Below are 19549 nucleotides of genomic sequence, written 5' to 3' on the forward strand. Positions count from 1 at the left end.
TTCAATCTGTGACCGTACGTACCTGCGCCGCCGCAGCAGCCATCCTCGCCAGCGCCGGATGCGGCGCGTCGTCCACCGACACCGCCACCACAGAGAACAAGAACCTGCCGCCCGTCAACGTCAAGGCCACCTCGCTGAAGTCGGGCTTCGGCACCATGGAGCGCCTCGTCGAGGCCGCGCAGCGCGAAGGCGAGCTCAACGTCATCGCCCTGCCCCGCGACTGGGTGAACTTCGGCGAGATCCTCGACACCTTCGCCGACAAGTACGACATCAAGATCAACGAACTCGAGCCCGCCGCGAACAGCAAGCGCGAGCTCGACGTCGCCACCCAGCTCAAACCCGACGTCTTCGACCTGACCATGGACATGGCGGTCTACGGGGCCGCCAAGTTCGCGCCGTACAAGGTGCAGGGCTGGCAGGACCTGCCCGACCACGTCAAGGACCCGTCGGGCGCCTGGTACGCCGCCTACGGCGGTTACATGTCGATCGGCTACGACCCGCGCGCGGTCAAGCCGCCGGCCTCCTTCGCCGATCTGCTCAAGCCCGGCTACCGCGTCGCGCTCGACGGCGACCCGCTGCGCTCGTCGGCGGCGTTCGGCGGCGTGATGGCGGCGTCGATGAGCTCCGGGTCCACCTCAGGAGCACCCAGGCCCGAGCAGGGCGTGGAGCTGTTCGCCAAGCTCAAGCAGGCCGGTCGGCTGACCGACATGTCCAAGGCCAACGTGGTCGTCTCGTGGGACCACCTCAACGCCGCGCGCAGCGCCCTGCAGGGCGACGCGTGGAAGGTCGTCATCCCCAAGGGGGCCGCGCTCGGCGGCTACCACGTGCAGGCGATCAACAAGGCGGCCCCGCATCCGGCCGCGGCCCGCCTCTGGCAGGAGTTCCTCTTCTCCGACGAGGGCCAGAACCTCCTGCAGAAGGGCTTCGCCCGCCCGGCGCGCGGCGAGGCGATGCTGATGAAGGGCACGCTCGACACCGAGCAGGCCGCCAAGCTGCCCAAGCCGCCCGGCCCGCCGGTGCTCATGACGATCCCGCAGACGGATGCGGCGAAGGCGTACCTGAAGAGGGAATGGACCAAGAGTGTGGGATGAGTCCCATGTGACTTGATATGTCGTAGGGACGATCAGGCTCTAAAGTGAACGGACAGCACGGCCACGGGGGCCCGATGTCTGACCGATTGTGAGCTGATCGTCTTGCGATACGACACGCCGAGCTTGGAGCGGTGGAACAGTCGTGCCTACGACAGCAGCTTCGGCTACGTCTCCACGCAGGGCGCGCCGCTTGTCGACCTGCTCGACCCGCGCCCCGGCGAGCGCGTGCTCGACCTCGGTTGCGGCACCGGGGTGCTGACCGCGCAGATCGCCTTCAGGGGCGCGGACGTCCTCGGCATCGACGGCTCGCCCGCGATGATCGAAAAGGCGCTCGCCCAATACCCGGGCATCAACTTCATCGTCGGCGACGGGCACGACTTCACGGTCGCGGACAAGTACGACGCGGTCTTCTCCAACGCCGCACTGCACTGGATGAGCCGCGACCCCCGCGCCGTCATCGCCAACGTCCGCGAGGCACTCATGCCTGGCGGACGTTTCGTCGCGGAAATGGGCGGAGCCGGCAATTGCGCCGAGCTGACCACCGCGATGCTGACCGCCTGGCGCGAATACGGCCTGCGCGAACCCGAGCTGCCGTGGTACTTTCCCACGCCTGCCGAGTACGCGCACCGCCTCGAACAAGAGGGGTTCGTCGTCAGGCTGCTGGAATACTTCGACCGTCCCACACCCCTCGACGAGTGCCCCGGCGGCGCCGCCGACTGGGTCCGCACATTCGCCGCGTCGGCGCTCGAAGGGCTTCCCCCAACATCGTGGAGCCCCTGCTCCGGCGCGTGAACGAACTCGCGGCGCCCGCACTCCGCAGGGAGACCGGCTGGATGGCCGACTACGTGCGTCTACGCTTTGCCGCCGTTCGGCGCTGATGCGTAGAGCATGATGCGTAGGGCTGTTTTGCCGGACTATGGTCTGTTCCGTGGGCGGCGAGATTATGGCTGCACCGCTGCGGCGGCGTGAGGGGCTGGTGAACGGAACGGGATGAATTTCTGCCTGAGCGACCTCGTACCACCGTTGAGGTGGAGCGACGCGTCGACGATCACGCTACTCACCGGGCAGCCGGATCTGCCGGACGCGTGGTGGCGCAGCCTGCCCATGCCCCGGGTGCTCGCGGCCATCGGCCCCGAGTCGCTGGGCGAGCTGCTGACGGAGATCGCCCTTGAGCACTGGCCCGCGGCTGCGGTCGGCGACGTGCTGCCCGCGCTGCACGTGCTGGATCCCGAAGAGGCCGACGAGCCCGCCGTCGCCATCGCGCTCGACCGGGCCGGCTCGTGGGCGGGGCTGCTCTCGCTGACCGTCCGCGAGCTGATGGATCAGCCCTTCATCCAGGCGCGGCCGGTGCTCAACACGCTGTTCTCCGCCGCGCTGCTCCGCTTCTCGCCCGTCAGGCCCGCCGACGACGAGGACGTGGACGTGGACGTGGTGCCCGCGGGGGCGGCGTCCGTGCCTGCCGTGATGCCGATGCCCGTGCCGGGCGCCGAGGCTCCGGCTCCCGCGCCCGCCGAGGCTCCCGAGCGCGCGGCCGCCGGCGTTCCCGCGCCGGAGGCCCGGCCCGAGCCGGTCGCCGGCGGCGCACCCGCACCCGAGCCGGTCGCCCATGAGGCGCAGATCCCGGCAGAGGCGCTTGCCGAGGACGCGGCCCCCTCCGTGGAGGCTGTTCCCGCCGTCGAGGCCGCGCACGAGGCCGAGGCGGCATCCGATGCGGCGCCCGAAGCGGTGCCCGATGCGTTGCCTGATGCGGTGCCCGATGCGGTGCCCGAGCAGGAGGCCGTTCCTGAGCAGGAGGCCGTCGCAGCGGCCGACGAGGCGTCCGCGGCAGACCGGGCCGAGGCAGACCGATTCGAGGCAGATCAGGTCGAGGTCGCCCAGGCCGAGGTCGCTCGCGACGCCGAGGAGCGTTCCGAGCAGGAGGCCGTCGCCGGGTCCGGCGAGGCCTTCGAGCCCGCCCAGGTCGAGGCGGCCCACGGCGCCGAGGGGCTCGCCGAGGAGGCGGCCGGGCCTCAGGAGGAGGCCGGATCCGAGCCAGAGCCCGAGCCCCAGGCGGCTGCGGGCGAGCCCGAGGAAGCGGCCGAGGCGGAGCCCGAGCCCGAGGTCGCGGCGGCGGGCGCCGGGCACGCCGGTTACGAGTTCACTCCCGAGGACCAGCACGGCGATGAGGAGCCCGCTCAGCCCGGCGGGCAGGAGCTGCCGCAGCTCATCGAGGCCGCCTTCGCCGGTCTCGACGACAAGAGCTGGGCGGTGGCGCAGAACCGCGTCTTCACCGACGAGCCGTCGGCGGCCGACCAGCTCGCCAAGCTCTTCGCGGTGCCCGAGGCCGAGATCATCTCCACGGAGATCGAGCTGCGCGCCAAGCTGGACCGGTGGCTGTCCAGCGACGAGGCGGCCCCGTTCCGTGCGCACCTGGACGAGCTGGTCAGGACGCTCGGCCAGGGCGCTCCCAAGGAGCAGGTGATCGCCGCGGCCGACTGGCATCGGGTGCAGATCCAGGCGCTTGACGTCCCCGCGTGGCAGGTCGTGATGACCGCGCTCGCGCCGCCACCGCCGCCTCCGGCCGTGCCGGAACCCCCGGCCGAGCCGCTGCCCAGGCGGAAGGCGCAGCGCCAGCAGCAGCCGTACCCGCAGCCGCCGGTGGAGCTGGTGCCGTCGGCCTTCGGCCCGGTGCACATGACGCCCGCCCCGCCGCCGGGGCCGCCGCAGTTCCAGGCGTTCACCCCGGTCGTCCCGCCGGCGGGCGATGCGAACGGTGTCGCGGGCGAGGGCGACAAGCCGTACCAGCCGCTGAAGGACGTCTCGCAGACGCGGCGCTGCTTCCGTCAGCCCGACGGCCGCTGGTGGCTGCGCATCGACGTGACGGCCGAGCAGCTCGCGGGCGGCGAGTGCGCGCTGCCCACGGGGTTCGCGTCGTACCTGGGGCTGTCCCCCGGCGAGAGCAAGACGGTCAGGAGCGCCGCGGGCGAGCTGACGATGTCCTGGCACGGCAGGCCGGTGCTGGAGTCGATCGAGCGGCTGCTGGTGGACGTGGGCGCCCGCGAGGGCGGCCACCTGTTCCTGACGCTGTCGGACGAGGGCGTGCTGCGCGCCAGGCACCTGCCCGCGGCCGCGGCGAGTGCCGAGAAGATCACCAAGGCGCTCCGGCTTGTCGGCTACACGGCTCCGGGCGGCACCAGGGAGCAGGCGGCCAGGGTGATCGCCACCCGCATCGGCATGCCCGGCCCCGTGTCCCTGCCCGACCTGCTCGACAGGCTCCGTGAGCGCGGGGACCGCGACCTGCTCGAACTGCTGGACTGAGCCGGTGCCGCGGCTCGCGATCGGCCCTGAGTTTCCCAGGGAGCTCAGCGCACTGGCCCCGCCGGTGCGCAGGGACGCCGTGGTCGCGCTGCGCCGGTTCCTGCTGAACGTGCCGGGCGCGCCGCATCCCGAGCGGGTGCGGGGCGCCAGGGACCCGCGGGTGGCGACCCTGCGCCTGGCGCAGGGCCACCGGGGCGTGGTGGTGCGGCAGCGGGACGTGTACTGGCTGCGTACCGTCCTGCCCGAGCCCGAGGCGTGGTCGTACGCCCGCCGCCACCGCTACGGCGTCAACCCGGTGCTCGGCGTCATCGAGGAGTGGGACGCCGAGGCCCTGGAACGGGTGGAGCCCGCGTTACGCCGCTCGATGCGCCCGTCCCGGCTGTTCGACGCCATCTGCGACGGCGACCTGCTCGGCCTCGGCCTGGACGCGCCGGCACTGCCGCTGTTCCGGCTGATCACGACCGAGGCCGACGTCACCGCGCTGGAGCCGCTGCTGCCGCCCACCCAGTACGCGCCGCTGGCGGTGCTGGCCAGAGGCGGCACGCTGGCCGAGGCGTGGCGCGAACTGGACACCCTGCGGCCGTCCGACGACGAGACCGGCCCGATCGACCCCGACGACCTGTACGCGGCGCTGCGGCGCAGCCCGGACCGCGCGGTGTTCGTGCCCGACAAGGTGGCGCTCGACCGGGTGCTGGAGGCGCCCGAGTGGTGCACGTTCCTGCGTCCCGCGCAGCACCGCCTGGCCAGGGCGGCGGGCTACGACCATCCCGTGCTGGTGATCGGCGGCGCGGGCACCGGCAAGACGGTCGTGGCCCTGCACCGGGCCGCTCACCTGGCCGGTCAGGGCAGGGGGCCGGTGCTGCTGGTGACGTTCTCGCAGAGCCTGGCCGAGGAGCTGTCGGCCCGCCTGGACCGGCTCATCGACGACGAGGTGGTCCGCAAGCGGATCGAGGTGGACAACGCCGAGCGGCTGGCGATCCGCATCGTGGCCGACGCAGAGGGCCGGCGTCCCGCGCTGGTGGGGCCGGGGTCGCGGTCGCTCGCGCAGATCACCGACGAGGCGCTGCGGGTGCTGTCGATCTCCACGGGCGACCTGCTCGACGACGTGGACCCGGGGCGCAAGCCGTACCGGCACGTGGTGGTGGACGAGGCGCAGGACATCAGCCCCGCGCAGTGGCGGCTGCTGCGCGCGGTGGTGCCGCGGGCGCGCGACGACCTGTTCATCGTGGGCGATCCGCACCAGCGGGTGACCGACACGCGGGTGGCGCTCGGCGCCGTCGGCATCCCCGCCGACCAGCACATGCTCGGGGTCTCACACCGGCTGTCGCGGGAGCTGCTGTCCTTCGTCGTACGGCTGCGCGGCGGCGGCCCCGCCCCCGGCCTGGTCAAGGGCGCCACCGTCATGTACGACTACACAGCGACCCGCCACGGCGAGCGGCCGGTCGTCAGGGCGTACGAGTCGGAGGAGGCCGAGCTGGCCGGCCTGCGCACCACGGTCGAGTCGTGGCTGGCCGACGGCGTGCCGCCGGACGAGATCGCGGTCGGGGCGCGCGATCAGCGGCTGGTCCGCGCGGCCAAGCAGGCGCTCGACGGCCTGGACGTGCGGGCGCTGACCTTCCAGCACCTCAAGGGCCTCGAATTCGAGCGGGTGGCGCTGATCGGCGTGGCCGAGGGCGTGGTGCCGCGGCCGCTGCCGCAGGATCCGCCGCCCGATCCGTACGCGCGGGCTCGTGCGCTGGAGCGCGAACGGAGCATACTGTTCGTCGCTTGCACGCGTGCCCGTTCGATCCTCTATATCTCCCATTCCGGAAGGGGCAGCCCGTTTCTACCCCTCTGATCACATAGTCTGAACTGCGGATATATTCCCATTGCCGGTTGGACCTCAATGAACCTCAGCCTGAGCGACCTCGCTCCACCCCTGCGCTGGACCTCTCCTGGTCAGATCGCGCCGATCGTGGAGGAGCCCCAGCTGCCCGAGGCCTGGTGGCAGGCGATCCCGCTCGATCGGGCGTGCGCCATCATCGGCACGCAGACCGTGGCGGGCCACCTGGCCGACCTCGCCGCGGCCTGCTGGGGGCATCTCATGCTCGGCGACATCCTGCCCCTGCTGCGCTTCTCCGACCCCGCCGAGGCCGAGCGGACGCCGGAGGCCCTGGGCAGGGACGTGGTACAGAAGCTGTTCACCGGCGTCTTCGACCGGCTGCTCGAACCCGCGCCCGAGGCCGCGCCGTCCCGGCCGGACAAGCCGCTGCCCGACCTGATCGACGAGCTGTTCGGCGGGCTGGACGACCGGCAGCGGGCCATCGCCCGCGACCGGCTGTACGCCACCCGCAGGGTCACGCTCGACGAGCTGGCCCAGCGCTTCTCGGTCACCCGCGAGCGCATCCGGCAGATCGAACGCGACCTGCGCGAGCACGTGGACGCGTGGCTGGGCAAGCCCGAGGCCGCCGCGCTGGTCGCCCACGTCTCGTGGCTGCGCGGGCGGCTGGGCTCGGCGGTGCCGGCCGACGATCTCCAGGCGGCCGTGCCGTGGCACCGCGCCGAGCTGCGCTCGCTGGGCATCCCGGCCTGGCGCTTCGTCCGTACGCTGCTGACCGGCTACGAGGAGTCGGACGGCTGGCTGGTCGCGGGCGGCGCCGACGACCTGCGGGAGAAGACCCGCCAGCTCTTCGCCGACGGACCGCGCCCGTTGCCCGAGGCCATCGCCATGGTGTCGCAGCTCGGCGTGCGCGAGGACCTCGCCGAGCGGTGGATCCTGGCCGTGCCGCAGCTGCGCGTGCTCGGCCAGCACGTGGTGCCGTGGCCGCGCAGCATCAACGAGAAGGCCGAGGCGGTGCTGGCGGTGGCGGGCACGCCGCTGTCGCCTGAGGAGATCCAGGAGCGCATCGGCGAGGACTACAGCCTCGTCGGCATCCGCAACCAGCTCACCGCCGACGACCGGTTCCGCCGGGTCGACCGCAACAAGTACGGGCTCACGCGCTGGGGCGGCGACGAGTACCTCGGCATCCGCGAGATGATCGTCAGGGAGATCGAGCGGGCCGGCGGCGAGGCCCCGGTGAGCGCCATCGTGGCCAACCTGACCTCGCGCTACGACGTCAGCGAGAGCTCGGTGCGCGCCTACGCGGGCGGCCCGGGGTTCGAGCGGACGCAGCGCGGCTGGATCAGGGTCGCGGGCACGTCGCCGACCGGCGAGGTGGAGCCGTACCAGCCGCGCAAGGACGTCTCGGAGACGCGGCGCAGCTTCCGCTCCCGCGACGGCCGCTGGTGGCACCGGGTGGACATCAACGCCGAGCACCTGCGCGGCTCCGGCTCGCCGCTGCCGACCGGGTTCGCCGCCTACCTCGGGATGGCGCCCGGCGGGCAGCTCACGGCCTCCGCGCCGTCGGGCGACGTGGTGATCAGCTGGCACAACCAGCCGACCATGGGCTCGATCAGGAACGTGCTGCTGGAGTACAAGGCGAGCGAGGGCGACCACGTCTTCCTCACCGTCTCCGACGGCGGCGAGCTGCTGACCCGCTACCTGCCCGCCGCCCCTCCCGGCATGCCGCCCGTCAACCGGGCGCTCTACCTGCTCGGCTACACCGCGCCGGTCAGCTCCGAGATGGAGGGCCTGCGGCTCATCGGCGCCAGGATCGGGCTGTCCGACAACGCGACCCGCGAAGAGGTGATCGCCAGGCTGCGCGAGCGCGGCGACAGGGACATCCTCGGTTTCCTCGGCGTCTGACGGCCGGGCTAAGCTCGGGTGATGGTGCGGATCCACAACACGCGCTCCGGGCGGATCGAGGAGATCGCCGCCGGGCAGGCGCTGCGGATGTACGCGTGCGGGCCCGATGTCCGGCTCCGTGCGCACGTGGGCGATCTGCGTGCCTCCGTGCTGTCCGACCTCATCAGGCGGTTGCTGGAGCGGCGCAGGGTGCGGGTCGTGGCCTGCCAGGGCGTCAGTGACCTCGGCGTGCCGCCTGAGCTTGCGCGCGAGCGTGCGGAGGCGTTCGCGGCCGACGCCGCCGCGCTCAATGTCCGCCCTCCCGAGTACGCGCCCCGGGTCGGCGAGTCTGCCGAGCCGGTCATCGGGCTGATCGCCGCGCTTCTTGAGAAGGGGCACGCGTACGCGGCGGCCGATGGATCGGTGTTCTTCGACGTACGCGCTTTCCCTGCCTACGGGGAGCTCTCCGGTGGCAAGCCCGACGAGCACGCCCTCGCCGATGAGCGCAAGCGGTTCCCCGGCGACTGGGCGCTGTGGGAGCCCGCCGGCGGCGAGGCGGCCTGGCAGGCGCCGTGGGGGCGCGGCCTTCCTGGGCCGCACGTCGGCTGCTCGGCCCTGTCCCTGCGCTTCCTGGGCGCCAGGATCGACGTCCACACCGGCGGCGGCGACCTGCTCTTCCCCCACCATGAGAACGTGCGCGCCCAGTCCGACGCGGCCGCCGGGCACGAGGTGACGCGCCACTGGGCGCACGCCGGGCCCGTGCTGTTCGGCGGGTCCGCTTCTCCGCCGCTCTCCGAGGTGACCGAGGCCGGGCTCGACCCGCTCGCCGTGCGCATGGCGTTCCTGCAGCGCCGCTACCGCGAGCCGCTCGACCTGACGTGGGACGCGCTGCGCGCCGCCGACGGCCTGGTGCGCCGGTGGCGGGCCAGGGTGGCGGAGTGGTCGGAGTCGGTCAGCGCGCCCATGGCCACCGCGTACGCCGAGCGTGCCGAGTCCGCCTTCGCCGACGATCTCGACACCCCCGCCGCCCTGCGGGTGCTGCGCGAGCTGGAGCTGGACGCCTCGGTGGCCCCGGGTGCGAAGTTCGAGACGTTCCTGCACCTCGACTCCCTGCTGGGGCTCGACCTGTCGAGCGACATCGGCAAGCCGCACGTCCTGCCGCCGGGCGCCGGTGAGCTGCTGGCCGCGCGGGAGCGGGCCAAGGAGGCCGGTGACGCGGCGGCGGCCGACCGGCTGCGTGCGGAGCTTGCCGATCTCGGCGTTCGCGTGACCGACGCTCCCGAAGGTCAGATCTGGACCTGAGCACCGCTTTGACCTGCGACGATGTCGGCTCCGGGTCTGAGGAGTGATCGCGAACTGCCAAACTTGATGCCAGTTCGGCATGAAGGAGGTGGCGGTGAGGCCCTTTGCGTGGATGCCGTGGCCCCTGCGGTGGTTCGCTCGGGTGGTGATCGTCCTGCTGGCGCTTGCGGTGGTGCTGGCAGGGGTGTTCGTCTACACGGTGCGCAGGTCGTTCCCGCAAGTGGACGGGTCGTTACGGCTGCCCGGTTTGTCAGGAAGTGTGGAGATTTATCGCGATAAATCAGGAATCCCGCACATCTATGCCGACACCGCTGCCGACCTGTTCATGGCCCAGGGCTTCGTGCACGCCCAGGACCGCTTCTACGAGATGGACTTCCGCCGCCATCTGACCGCCGGCCGCCTGTCGGAGCTCTACGGCGAGGCCACCCTCGACAACGACAAGGCGCTGCGCACCATGGGCTGGCGCCGGGTCGCCGAACAGGAGCTGCCCGAGCTGGCCCAGGAGACGCGGGACTACCTGGCCGCGTACGCGAAGGGCGTCAACGCCTGGCTGTCCGCCAACCCGAACGCCTCCGACCGCAGCCTGGAGTACTCGCTGCTCAAGCTCCAAGGCAGCGGTGGCAAGCCGGAGAAGTGGACGCCGGTCGACTCGCTGGCGTGGCTGAAGGCCATGGCGTGGGACCTGCGCACCAACATGGAGGACGAGATCGACCGCGCGCTGGCGGCGACCAAGCTGCCCAGGGAGCGGGTCGAGCAGCTCTGGCCCGGCTACCCGTACGACCGGCACGCGCCGATCGTCAACGAGGGCGGCATCCGCCAGGGCCGCTTCGAGCAGCACCCCGAGCCGCCTCCCACGCAGCAGAACGCCACCAGGCGGGCGCTCGCGCAGGCCGCCAAGACGCTGTCGAACATCCCGAGCACGATGAGCTCCGGCGACCTCGCGGGCATCGGGTCGAACTCGTGGGTGATCTCCGGCGAGTACACCGCGAGCGGCAAGCCGCTCCTCGCCAACGACCCGCACCTGTCGCCGCAGATGCCGTCCGTCTGGTACCAGGCGGGGCTGCACTGCAGGAAGGTGAGCGAGGAGTGCCCGTACGACGTCACGGGGTTCACCTTCTCCGGCGTGCCCGGCGTGATCATCGGCCACACGGACAAGATCGCGTGGGGGTTCACCAACCTGGGGCCCGACGTGGCCGACCTCTTCCTCGAACAGGTCGAGGGCGACGCGTACCTGTACAAGGGCCAGCAGCTCCCGCTGGACGTCCGCGAGGAGAAGATCAAGGTCGCCGGCGGCAAGACGGTCACGCTGACCGTCAGGAGCACCGTGCACGGGCCGCTCATCAACGAGGTGATCCCGAGCGCGAAGCCGAGCGGCGAGGCCAACGCGGTGGCGCTGCAGTGGACCGCCCTGACGCCGGGACGGACGGCCGACGCCCTCTTCGCGCTCAACAGGGCGAAGGACTGGGACGAGTTCAAGGCCGCGGCCGCGCTGTTCGAGGTGCCCGCCCAGAACCTGATCTACGCCGACACCTCCGGCAAGATCGGGTATCAGGCGCCTGGGCGCATCCCCGTACGCGAGAACGGCGACGGCACCTGGCCCGTGCCCGGCTGGACCGGCGAGTACGACTGGAAGCCCGCGCCCATCCCGTACGACCAGCTCCCGAGCATCGAGGACCCGGCGGACGGCTTCATCGTCACCGCCAACAACGCCGTCATCGACCCCAGCCGCTACCAGCCCCTGCTCACCCAGGACTGGTCCTACGGCTACCGCTCCGAGCGCATCCGCACGCTCATCCGCGAGGCCATCAAGAAGGGCCCCATCGACGCGGCCACGATGGCCCGCATCCAGCAGGACACCCACAACGGCTTCGCCGACACGCTGGTGCCCGCCCTGCTGAAGGTGGACCTGGCCGGCCCCGCCGTACAGGCGAGGGACCTGCTGAAGTCGTGGGACCGGTCACAGAGCCTCGACTCGGCGGCCGCGGCCTACTTCAACGCCGTCTGGCGGCAGCTGCTCATCCTCACCTTCAACGACGACCTGCCGGAAGGGGCCAGGCCGACCGGCGGCGACCGCTGGTACGAGGTGGTCAGGCGGCTGCTCGACGCCCCCGACGACCCGTTCTGGGACGACGTGACCACGAAGAACTACACCGAGACCCGCGACGACATCCTGCGCCAGGCCATGGCCTCCGCGCACCAGGAGCTCGCCGACCGGCTCGGCGAGGACGTCAGGGCGTGGCGCTGGGGCGACCTGCACACGCTCGAACTCGTCAACGGCTCGCTCGGCACCTCCGGCATCGCGCCGATCGAGGCGCTGTTCAACCGGGGGCCGCTGAAGGTCCCGGGCGGTAAGGACGCGGTGAACGCGACCGGGTGGAACGTTCAGAACGGGTACGAGATCACGGCGGTGCCGTCGATGCGGATGGTCGTGGACCTGGCCGACCTGGACAAGTCGCAGTGGATCAACCTGACGGGGGCGTCGGGGCACGCGTACCACGAGAACTATTGGGACCAGGCGGAGGCATGGGCGCGCGGCGACCTGATGCCGATGTACTCGTCCGAGGCCGCCGTGAAGAAGGCCGCCGCCCACACCCTGAAGCTCAACCCCTGACCGGCTCTCCCGGGCCCCCGCTACGCAGCGGGGGCCGCCGCCGGGATCGCGCCGGCGCTCCAGCCGAGCCGCGCTCTTGACAAAATCGAGTCAACCCTGGCTGCCATTCCTCCTGCGCCACCACACCGCTTTGCGCGGATAACCGCCGTCGTCCAAATCGGCTGATCGTTCGAAGATGTTGTACGCCGCCGGATTACCGCAGACCATGACGGACACCAGCATGGCCAGCAGATAGAGCGGCAGCATGGGCAGCCCGAGGCACCAGGCCCACTGCGTCGCATGCCGGCCTTCATGCAGGACAAGCCGCTCACTGAGTGCGTTTCTCCTGGTCAGGACCACATTTCCAACGGTGAAGGCCGCGGCGGCGGGAAAGCGGTAGCGGTAGCCGAAGGCCAGGATGAGCCCGTTCGGGCCGGGTCGCCTGGTCGCGCCGCCGATGACGGCGATCAGCAATCCGAGTGGCGTAGAAAGATTCACATAGTTCGCCACACGCCGGAACCGGAAGCGTCCGTCCATGCGTCTCAGTCTTGACCAAGGTTGACAAGTCGGACCAACGAGACCCGTCCTGAAATCTCCCACAAGAGCAGGATTATGAGATTCTCAATCCTGGGCGCACTTCTCGGCACCGTCGCACTGGCAGGAGCCGGTGGAGTCGCAATCACCCAGACATCGTCGTCCGAACCCCTCCAACTGACTGGTAACCCCTCCCAACAGCGTGTGGCCTTAGCCGTAGACCCCACGACGGCAGACCCCACGGCCTCACCGCCCGCGACGCCCCCCACGGCGTCCACCACGACGTCGCCGCCGCCCGCCGAGACCCTGACCCCGGCCCCCACCCCGACGGAGAGCCCCACGAGCGGGGAGTTCACCGCCGAGACGAAGGTGGTCAAGCGAAGGGGTGTCTCCTATCTGAACGTCTCGGTCACCCATGAGAGCGCGGCCTTCTTCAACATCAAGCAGCGGGTGTGCAAGAGACGGTCGTGCAAGACGGCCGGCGTCGACCTGATCGTGGTCGGCGGCCAGGGCACCGCCAAAGCCCGGCTGGGCCGGGGCACGTACAGGAAGCGCGGGGAGCCGACCGTCATCGTGGCGCCGCTGCCCACCGTCACCGTACGCGAGACCGTCACCGTGACCGAACCCGGGCCCACCGTGACCGTCACCTGTCAGCCGTACGTGGAGCCCACGGAGTCCGTCCCGCCCTCCGACCCGGCGGAGACGCCCGCTCCCACGGTCTCCACGCCTCCGACGGACGGGACCACCCCCACGGAGACCCCGACTCCGGCCCCGACGCAGACTCCTGCGGAAACGCCTCCGGACACCCCCACGGACACGGCGGCCCCGTCGCCTTCCGTGCCGGTCCTCCCGACCGAGACGCCCACCGGCGTCCCGACGGAGACCCCGTCCGAGACCCCGTCCGAGACCCCCTCCGAGACCCCGACGGACACGATCCCGACCTGCCCGCCGCCGTCGGAGCCTCCGGCGGAGCAGCCGACGGAGGAACCGACACAGGAACCGACGGAGGAACCGACCCCGACGGAAACCAGCGTCCCCACGGAGACCCCGACATCGACGGAGACTCCGACCGAGAGCACGGCGCCCGATCCGTCCCAGACGGGGAGCGTCCCGGTTCAGTAACGCCCCGCACGGGGTCACTCGGCTCATCGCCGGGACACCTCATCGCACAGTGAACGGGCCAGGCCGGCAGCGCCTGGCCCGTCACACGTCCGCATCCTCCGTCCGGCGCGGGCCGAACGTCACAGCGACTTGTAGCGGCCCTCGTGGTACAGCAGGGGCGCGGCGCCCGACGGGGTGCCGAGCGCCGTCACACCGCCCACCACGATCGAGTGGTCACCGCCATCGTGCACCGCCGTGGTCGTGCACTCCAGGGTGGCGATGGCGTCGTCGAAGAGCGCGACGCCCGACTCGCCCCGGTGGTGGGCCCAGGTGGCGAGCTGTCCGTTGAGCGGCCGGCCGCGGTGGGCGAAGAAGCGGGAGGCGTCCTCCATGGTGGCCGGCAGCACCGAGACGCCCCACACCCCGGCCTCCAGCACGGCGTCGTGGAAGCGCGCGATCTTCTCCGCGCAGAAGAGCACAAGCAGGGGATCGAGCGAGACGGAGGTGAAGGAGTTGATCGTCATCGCGTGATCGGCATCGCCACGCCTGGTCGTGACGATCGCGACTCCGGTGGCGAAGCGGCCGACGACCTTACGGAAAGTTGCAGGGTCTACGTGCCGCTCTGTGGAATGCACTCAGATACTTTATGCCTTTAGGTCTGGTTCTTTAACGGGGTACCCCCGCAAAAGCCACGAACCGCCTCCTGACGAGGGCGAAAGCAGATAAGCCGCGACAAGGCTCACCAAACCGCCGTACAGGTAGACGTAACCCGGAGTGCCGGCGGCGATCACCAGGTCGCCCGAGCCCAGCTCCAGCGTGAACGGCATCGTCACCAGCAGCCACCCGAGCGCCGTCGCCATGGCCCCGAGCCGCGCGCTCATCAGCTTGCCCGCGCCCAGGCTCACCCCGAACAGCGCCAGCACCCACAGCACGGCCGCGCCGGGCACCGGCCCGACCTGCCACTCCGGATGCGTGAACCCGCCCACGACCGCCATGACGACGCCGAGCACGAACAGCATGCCGTACGCGGCGCCGCCGAGCGCCGATTCGGCTTGGCTGCGATGTTCCATGTCGAACGAGGTTAGTGGATGCCCGCGAACAGATCGTTCTCGCGGTTGTGCGGCTCACCGAGGCCCCCGGCCTCGACCGGCGGTCCCGGCACCGAGGGACCCGGGACGCCGATGGCCAGCCTGTAGTGCTCGACGCCGAGGATCTCCTGGCCGATGTCGTTGGACAGGGCGTACCACGGCGGGCGGACGGTGATCTGGGTGGCGTGGGCGCGCATGGCCTCGATCTTGTTGCCGATCCAGGGCCGCGCGTCGATCTCGGTGGTGACCTCCTCGTCGGCGCAGCCGAACGGCATGTCGTCGACGTCCTCGATGAGGAAGCCGGTGTCGGCCTCGCGCAGCGCCTCCGTGCCGCGCCGCAGGATCGATCGGGGGACGGCGGTGTGGTAGAACTTCGCGATCTGCCACGGCTCGCCCTCGCCGTAGCCGGGCTTCGCCGCCAGCTCGAACGCCCTGCGCGAAACCCGGTGCGCCTGGATGTGGTCGGGGTGACCGTAGAAGCCGTTGTCGTCGTACGTGACCAGGACCTGGGGGCGTACCTCGCGGATGACCTTGACCAGCTCCCCCGCCGCCTCGTCGAGGTCGGCGCGCCAGAACGCCCTCGGGTGGTCGTTGGAGGCGACGCCCATCATGCCCGAGTCGCGCCAGCGGCCGGGCCCGCCGAGGAAGCGGTGGTCCTCCACGCCGAGCGCCTGGCAGGCGGCGGCCAGCTCGCCGACGCGGTACGGCCCGAGCGCGTCGTCACGATCGGCCGCCAGGTGCGCGAGATCGCCGGGGATGATCTCCCCCTCCTCGCCGAGCGTGCACGTCACGAGCGTCACGTGGGCGCCCTCCGCGACGTACTTCGCGATGGTGGCGCCGGTGCCGATCGACTCGTCGTCCGGATGGGCGTGCACGAGCAGCAGCCGTCGGTCAGTCATGGTCACGAGCGTAGCAATGGCAGGATTGAGGCCATGAGCGAGAGCTTCCCGCGCCTGAATGCCAGGACCCGCCGCTTCACGCTGGGCGTTCCCAGAGGCTTCACGATCTCCCCGGACGGCGGCCGGGTGGTGTTCCTGCGTACGAAGACGGGCACCGATCCGGTGACCTGTCTGTGGGAGCTCGACACCGAGACCCACGTCGAGCGCCTGGTCGTCGACCCGCGCGAGCTGCACGGCGAGGACGAGGAGAACCTTCCGCCGGAGGAGCGGGCAAGGCGCGAGCGCAGCAGGGAGGCGGCGGGCGGCATCGTCGCGTACGCCACCGACTTCCACGTGAGCAAGGTCTGCTTCGCGCTGTCCGGGCAGCTCTATGTGGCGGAGCTGGCCGGCGGGCGGACGCGCAGGCTGGAGACGCCAGGGGCGGTCATCGACCCCCGCCTGTCCCCCGACGGGCGGCATGTCGCCTATGTGACGGGCGGCGCGCTGCGCGTCCAGGACCTCGCGTCCGGCCATGACCGCGCGCTGGCCGAGCCGGAGTCGCCGACGGTGACGTACGGGCTGGCCGAGTTCATCGCCGCCGAGGAGATGGACAGGATGCGCGGCTTCTGGTGGTCGCCGCAGAGCGACGCGCTGCTGGTCGAGCGCGCCGACGAGGCGCCCGTCCAGGTGTGGCACATCGCCGACCCGGCCAACCCCGACCGTCCCGCGACCGCCCAGCGCTATCCCGCCGCCGGCACGCCCAACGCGATCACCGAGCTCTACGTGCTGGGGCTCGACGGCTCGCGGGTGGGGGTGCCGTACGAGGAGGAGTACCTCGCCAACGCGGCCTGGGACGCCCACGCGCTGTCGATCGTCACGCTGACCCGCGACCAGCGCACGATGCGGCTGTTCGAGGTCGATCCGGCCAGCGGCGCCAAGACGCTCGTCCGCGAGGACACCGACCCCGCCTGGGTCGACATCGTGCCCGGCGTGCCCGCCCACCTCGACGACGGCTCCCTGGTGTGGGTGGCCAACTCCGAGGGCGGCCACCGGCTGTTCGTCGGCGACCGCGCCGTCACGCCGCCGACCCTCCAGGTGCGCGCCGTGCTCGACGTCGATCACGACAGCGTGCTGTTCACCGCGAGCGGCGACCCCACCGAGATCCAGCTCTGGACGTGGGACGGCCACTCGCTGCTGCCCGTCTCGACCCGGTCCGGGGTGTTCTCCGGACGCATGGCGGGCGGTGTCGGCGTGCTGACCGAGCAGAGCCTCGACGCCGAAGGGGTCTCCACGACGGTCGTACGCCGCGACGGGATGGCCGTACCGATCCCGTCCTTCGCCGAGCCTCCGGGCCTCGACCTGCGGGTCTCCATCGGCCGTTCCGGCCGGCGCGAGCTGGCCACCGCCGTGGTGCTGCCCTCCTGGCACGAGCCGGGCTCGCGCAAGCTGCCCGTGCTGATGGACCCGTACGGCGGCCCGCACGCCCAGCGGGTGCTCAACCGGCGGGCCTCGTACCTGGAGAGCCAGTGGTTCGCCGAGCAGGGCTTCGCCGTCATCGTCGCCGACGGCCGCGGCACCCCCGGGCGAGGCGTCGACTTCGAGCGCGCCGTGCTCAACGACCTCGCCACCCCCGCGCTCGAGGACCAGATCGACGCGCTGCAGGGCGTCGCCGAGCAGTACCCCGACGACCTCGACCTGTCGCGGGTCGCCATCCGCGGCTGGTCGTTCGGCGGCTTCCTGGCGGCGCTCGCCGTCCTGCGCCGCCCCGACGTCTTCCACGCCGCCGTGGCGGGCGCGCCGGTGACCGACTGGCGGCTGTACGACACCTGCTACACCGAGCGCTACCTCGGCGACCCCAACGAACAGCCGGAGGTCTACGAGAAGTCGTCGCTGTTCGCCGACGCGGCCAAGCTCGAACGCCCCCTCCTCCTCATCCACGGCCTGGCCGACGACAACGTCGTGTCCGCCCACACGCTGCGCCTGTCCTCCGCGCTGCTGGCGGCCGGGCGGCAGCACAGCGTGCTGCCGCTGTCGGGGGTGACGCACATGACGCCGCAGGAGGTCGTGGCGGAGAACCTGCTGCTGTTGCAGGTGGACTTCCTGAAGAAGGCGCTGGGCTAGCGGTCTTCACGCGGAAGGCCGGGCGGGATTCGTGTCCCGCCCGGCCTTTTTCGCGTACGGGGACGAGGGAAGGCGGGACGTGCGGCGTGGCGTACGGCGGGCTGACGGGCGATGCGGCGTACGGCGGACTAACGAGCGATGCGGCGTACGGCGGACTAACGGGCAGTGCGGCGTACGGCGGACTGACGGGCGATGCGGCGTATGGCGGGCTGAACGGCGGAGGGACGGCAGGCGGACTGGGGTCTGTCGAACCCAGGTCGTACAACAGGCCCCTGAAAACCAAACCCTGGTCCGACGCGAACCCGGCCCCGGCTCCGGCATCGTGATCGCCATGCTGAAGCCCCTGACCGTGGCCTTGACCCTGCTCACCACGCCCTTCCACCAGCCCGCCACCACCTTGCAGCAACCCTCGACCGCCGCAGAGGCACAAGCTTCCGGGGCGACCACGGTCGGCTCCCGGTCGTCGCTTAACTGGCGACCCTGCCCGCAGAGCGGCGAGACAGGCGGCGGGGGCACGGAGATGGACTGCGCCGACCTAGAGGTGCCGGTCGACTGGCGGAAACCCGAGGGGCGGAAGATCACCCTCAAGGTGGGCAGGCTCAAGGCCACCGGCCCGTCGAAGGGCCAGGTTCTGGTGGCGTACGGCGGTCCGGGAGCCCCGGGCATCGCCATGACGCGTTCGCTCGCCGACTGGTGGACGAAGCTCCGCCGCCACATGGACGTCATCACGTGGGACACCCGCGGCTACGGCGAGCAGTTCGGGGGCCTGAGCACCGGCCTGCCCTGCTCGTGGACCCGCATCCCCATCGCCGCCGTGCCGCGCGACGACGCCGACTTCGGCCGCCTGTCCGACACCAACCGCGGCTACGCCGAAGCCTGCCGGCTCAAAGACCCTGAGCTGTTCGCCAACATGAGCTCGGCCGACCACGCCAGGGACATGGAGGCGATCAGGAAGGCCCTGGGCGCGGACAAGCTCAACTTCTACGGCGCCTCCTACGCAGGCTTCTACGGCCAGGCGTACGCCCGCCTCTTTCCTGACCGCGTCCGCACGATGGTCCTCGACGGCACGCTCAACCACAGCGCCGCCGACTGGACCCGCGAGCTGGAGGCGACGGCGAAGTCCAACGAGCAGTCCATGCGGCGCTTCTTCACGTGGTGCGCCGCGAACGGCTGTGGTGACGTACGAGCCCTCTGGCGCAAGCTGATCGCCCGCGCCGACCGCTCCCCCGTCCCCACCGGCACGGCGAACGTCGCCTACCGGGCCATCGACCTCCAGTCCTTCGCCCTCGGCCTCGCCCGCCAGGGTGAGACCGCCTGGCCCAAGCTCGCCGAGGCCATCCGCAAGGCCGCCAAGGGCGACGCCTCGGGCTTCGTCCCCGCCAAGGGCGCCCGCTACCCCGACCAGGCCACCCCGGTCACCGAGTGCACCGACTGGCCTCGCCCCGCCACCCGCAAAGAGCTGATGACCACTCTGGCCAGGCTCCGCAAGCTCGCGCCCAACACGGGGGCCGCCAACACCCCGGCCTCGGCCACCCTCAACTGCATCGGCTGGCCCGTCCCGGTGACCAATCCGCCGACCACCTTGCCTAAGGGCCTGCCGCCGCTGCTCGGCGCGGGCGCCTGGCACGAGTCGGACTCGGCGCAGCGCGTGCTCTCCCAGGTCCCCGGCAGCGTCGTCATCCGCCACGACGGCCCCGGCCACACCCTCTACGGCACCAACGCCTGCGCCCGCGACCACATCGACACGTACCTGACCACCCGCGCCCTCCCCTCCAAGACCACGACGTGCTGACCGCGGCGAGAACCACGAGGTTCCCCCCGTCGACCACGAGGCGCTGACCCCG

14 protein-coding genes are annotated in these 19549 nt (G+C 71.4%); 10 read left to right on the plus strand and 4 right to left on the minus strand.

Features of this window, described 5'->3' with window-relative positions:
* Window positions 1-8 precede the first annotated feature (8 nt).
* From ACFMQL_RS08740 to ACFMQL_RS08770, 7 genes are all read left to right on the plus strand, one after another.
* Window positions 9-1091 (plus strand): ABC transporter substrate-binding protein, encoded by a 1083-nt coding sequence (locus ACFMQL_RS08740; RefSeq protein WP_364068972.1) that lies wholly within the window; start codon window positions 9-11, stop codon window positions 1089-1091.
* Window positions 1092-1193: 102 nt separating this feature from the next.
* On the plus strand, window positions 1194-1883 hold the full coding sequence (locus ACFMQL_RS08745; RefSeq protein ID WP_378785183.1) for a class I SAM-dependent methyltransferase: 690 nt from the start codon (window positions 1194-1196) through the stop codon (window positions 1881-1883).
* Window positions 1884-2114: 231 nt separating this feature from the next.
* Window positions 2115-4388, plus strand: coding sequence for a hypothetical protein (locus tag ACFMQL_RS08750; protein ID WP_378785185.1), 2274 nt, complete (start codon window positions 2115-2117; stop codon window positions 4386-4388).
* 4 nt (window positions 4389-4392) lie between these two features.
* On the plus strand, window positions 4393-6225 hold the full coding sequence (locus ACFMQL_RS08755; RefSeq protein WP_378785187.1) for a UvrD-helicase domain-containing protein: 1833 nt from the start codon (window positions 4393-4395) through the stop codon (window positions 6223-6225).
* 48 nt (window positions 6226-6273) lie between these two features.
* Window positions 6274-8112 (plus strand): sigma factor-like helix-turn-helix DNA-binding protein, encoded by a 1839-nt coding sequence (locus ACFMQL_RS08760; protein ID WP_364068964.1) that lies wholly within the window; start codon window positions 6274-6276, stop codon window positions 8110-8112.
* Between the two features lie 21 nt (window positions 8113-8133).
* Window positions 8134-9393, plus strand: coding sequence for a cysteine--tRNA ligase (locus ACFMQL_RS08765; RefSeq protein ID WP_364068962.1), 1260 nt, complete (start codon window positions 8134-8136; stop codon window positions 9391-9393).
* A 112-nt stretch (window positions 9394-9505) separates the two neighbouring features.
* Window positions 9506-12004, plus strand: coding sequence for a penicillin acylase family protein (locus ACFMQL_RS08770; RefSeq protein ID WP_364069130.1), 2499 nt, complete (start codon window positions 9506-9508; stop codon window positions 12002-12004).
* 90 nt (window positions 12005-12094) lie between these two features.
* Here the strand turns inward: ACFMQL_RS08770 and ACFMQL_RS08775 are convergent, their stop codons facing one another.
* A complete protein-coding gene (locus ACFMQL_RS08775; protein ID WP_364068960.1) occupies window positions 12095-12520 on the minus strand; it encodes a hypothetical protein in 426 nt (141 codons plus the stop codon).
* A gap of 201 nt (window positions 12521-12721) precedes the next feature.
* Here ACFMQL_RS08775 and ACFMQL_RS08780 point away from each other — a divergent pair, with 201 nt between their 5' ends.
* The gene (locus ACFMQL_RS08780; RefSeq protein ID WP_378785188.1) at window positions 12722-13639 is read left to right on the plus strand and encodes a hypothetical protein; all 918 of its coding nucleotides are present in this window, start codon (window positions 12722-12724) and stop codon (window positions 13637-13639) included.
* A gap of 119 nt (window positions 13640-13758) precedes the next feature.
* On the opposite strand, the gene ACFMQL_RS08785 is transcribed toward ACFMQL_RS08780, so the two are convergent.
* From ACFMQL_RS08785 to mshB, 3 genes are read right to left on the minus strand one after another with little or no spacing between them, the layout of a single operon-like run.
* On the minus strand, window positions 13759-14253 hold the full coding sequence (locus ACFMQL_RS08785; RefSeq protein ID WP_364068956.1) for a flavin reductase family protein: 495 nt from the start codon (window positions 14251-14253) through the stop codon (window positions 13759-13761).
* Window positions 14254-14262: 9 nt separating this feature from the next.
* Window positions 14263-14688: a DUF6113 family protein gene (locus ACFMQL_RS08790; RefSeq protein ID WP_364068954.1), complete on the minus strand. Its 426-nt coding sequence runs from the start codon at window positions 14686-14688 to the stop codon at window positions 14263-14265.
* Between the two features lie 11 nt (window positions 14689-14699).
* Window positions 14700-15605, minus strand: coding sequence for an N-acetyl-1-D-myo-inositol-2-amino-2-deoxy-alpha-D-glucopyranoside deacetylase (mshB, locus tag ACFMQL_RS08795; RefSeq protein ID WP_364068952.1), 906 nt, complete (start codon window positions 15603-15605; stop codon window positions 14700-14702).
* Window positions 15606-15638: 33 nt separating this feature from the next.
* Between mshB and ACFMQL_RS08800 the strand changes: the two genes are divergently transcribed.
* Window positions 15639-17705: a prolyl oligopeptidase family serine peptidase gene (locus ACFMQL_RS08800; protein WP_378785191.1), complete on the plus strand. Its 2067-nt coding sequence runs from the start codon at window positions 15639-15641 to the stop codon at window positions 17703-17705.
* 331 nt (window positions 17706-18036) lie between these two features.
* Window positions 18037-19497 carry an alpha/beta fold hydrolase gene (locus ACFMQL_RS08805; RefSeq protein ID WP_378785193.1) on the plus strand — a complete coding sequence of 487 codons (1461 nt, stop codon included), beginning with the start codon at window positions 18037-18039 and terminating at the stop codon, window positions 19495-19497.
* Window positions 19498-19549: the final 52 nt, after the last annotated feature.

This window comes from Nonomuraea fastidiosa, assembly GCF_042751225.1.
Classification (GTDB): Bacteria; Actinomycetota; Actinomycetes; order Streptosporangiales; family Streptosporangiaceae; genus Nonomuraea; species Nonomuraea fastidiosa.

Excerpts from the sequence above, each read along its gene's own strand:
- ACFMQL_RS08760 (WP_364068964.1), top strand. The coding sequence starts at position 6,274 with ATGAACCTCAGCCTGAGCGACCTCGCTCCACCCCTGCGCTGGACCTCT.
- ACFMQL_RS08765 (WP_364068962.1), top strand. The coding sequence starts at position 8,134 with ATGGTGCGGATCCACAACACGCGCTCCGGGCGGATCGAGGAGATCGCC.
- ACFMQL_RS08770 (WP_364069130.1), top strand. The coding sequence starts at position 9,506 with ATGCCGTGGCCCCTGCGGTGGTTCGCTCGGGTGGTGATCGTCCTGCTG.
- ACFMQL_RS08775 (WP_364068960.1), bottom strand. The coding sequence starts at position 12,520 with ATGGACGGACGCTTCCGGTTCCGGCGTGTGGCGAACTATGTGAATCTT.
- ACFMQL_RS08790 (WP_364068954.1), bottom strand. The coding sequence starts at position 14,688 with ATGGAACATCGCAGCCAAGCCGAATCGGCGCTCGGCGGCGCCGCGTAC.
- mshB (WP_364068952.1), bottom strand. The coding sequence starts at position 15,605 with ATGACTGACCGACGGCTGCTGCTCGTGCACGCCCATCCGGACGACGAG.
- ACFMQL_RS08800 (WP_378785191.1), top strand. The coding sequence starts at position 15,639 with ATGAGCGAGAGCTTCCCGCGCCTGAATGCCAGGACCCGCCGCTTCACG.
- ACFMQL_RS08805 (WP_378785193.1), top strand. The coding sequence starts at position 18,037 with ATGCTGAAGCCCCTGACCGTGGCCTTGACCCTGCTCACCACGCCCTTC.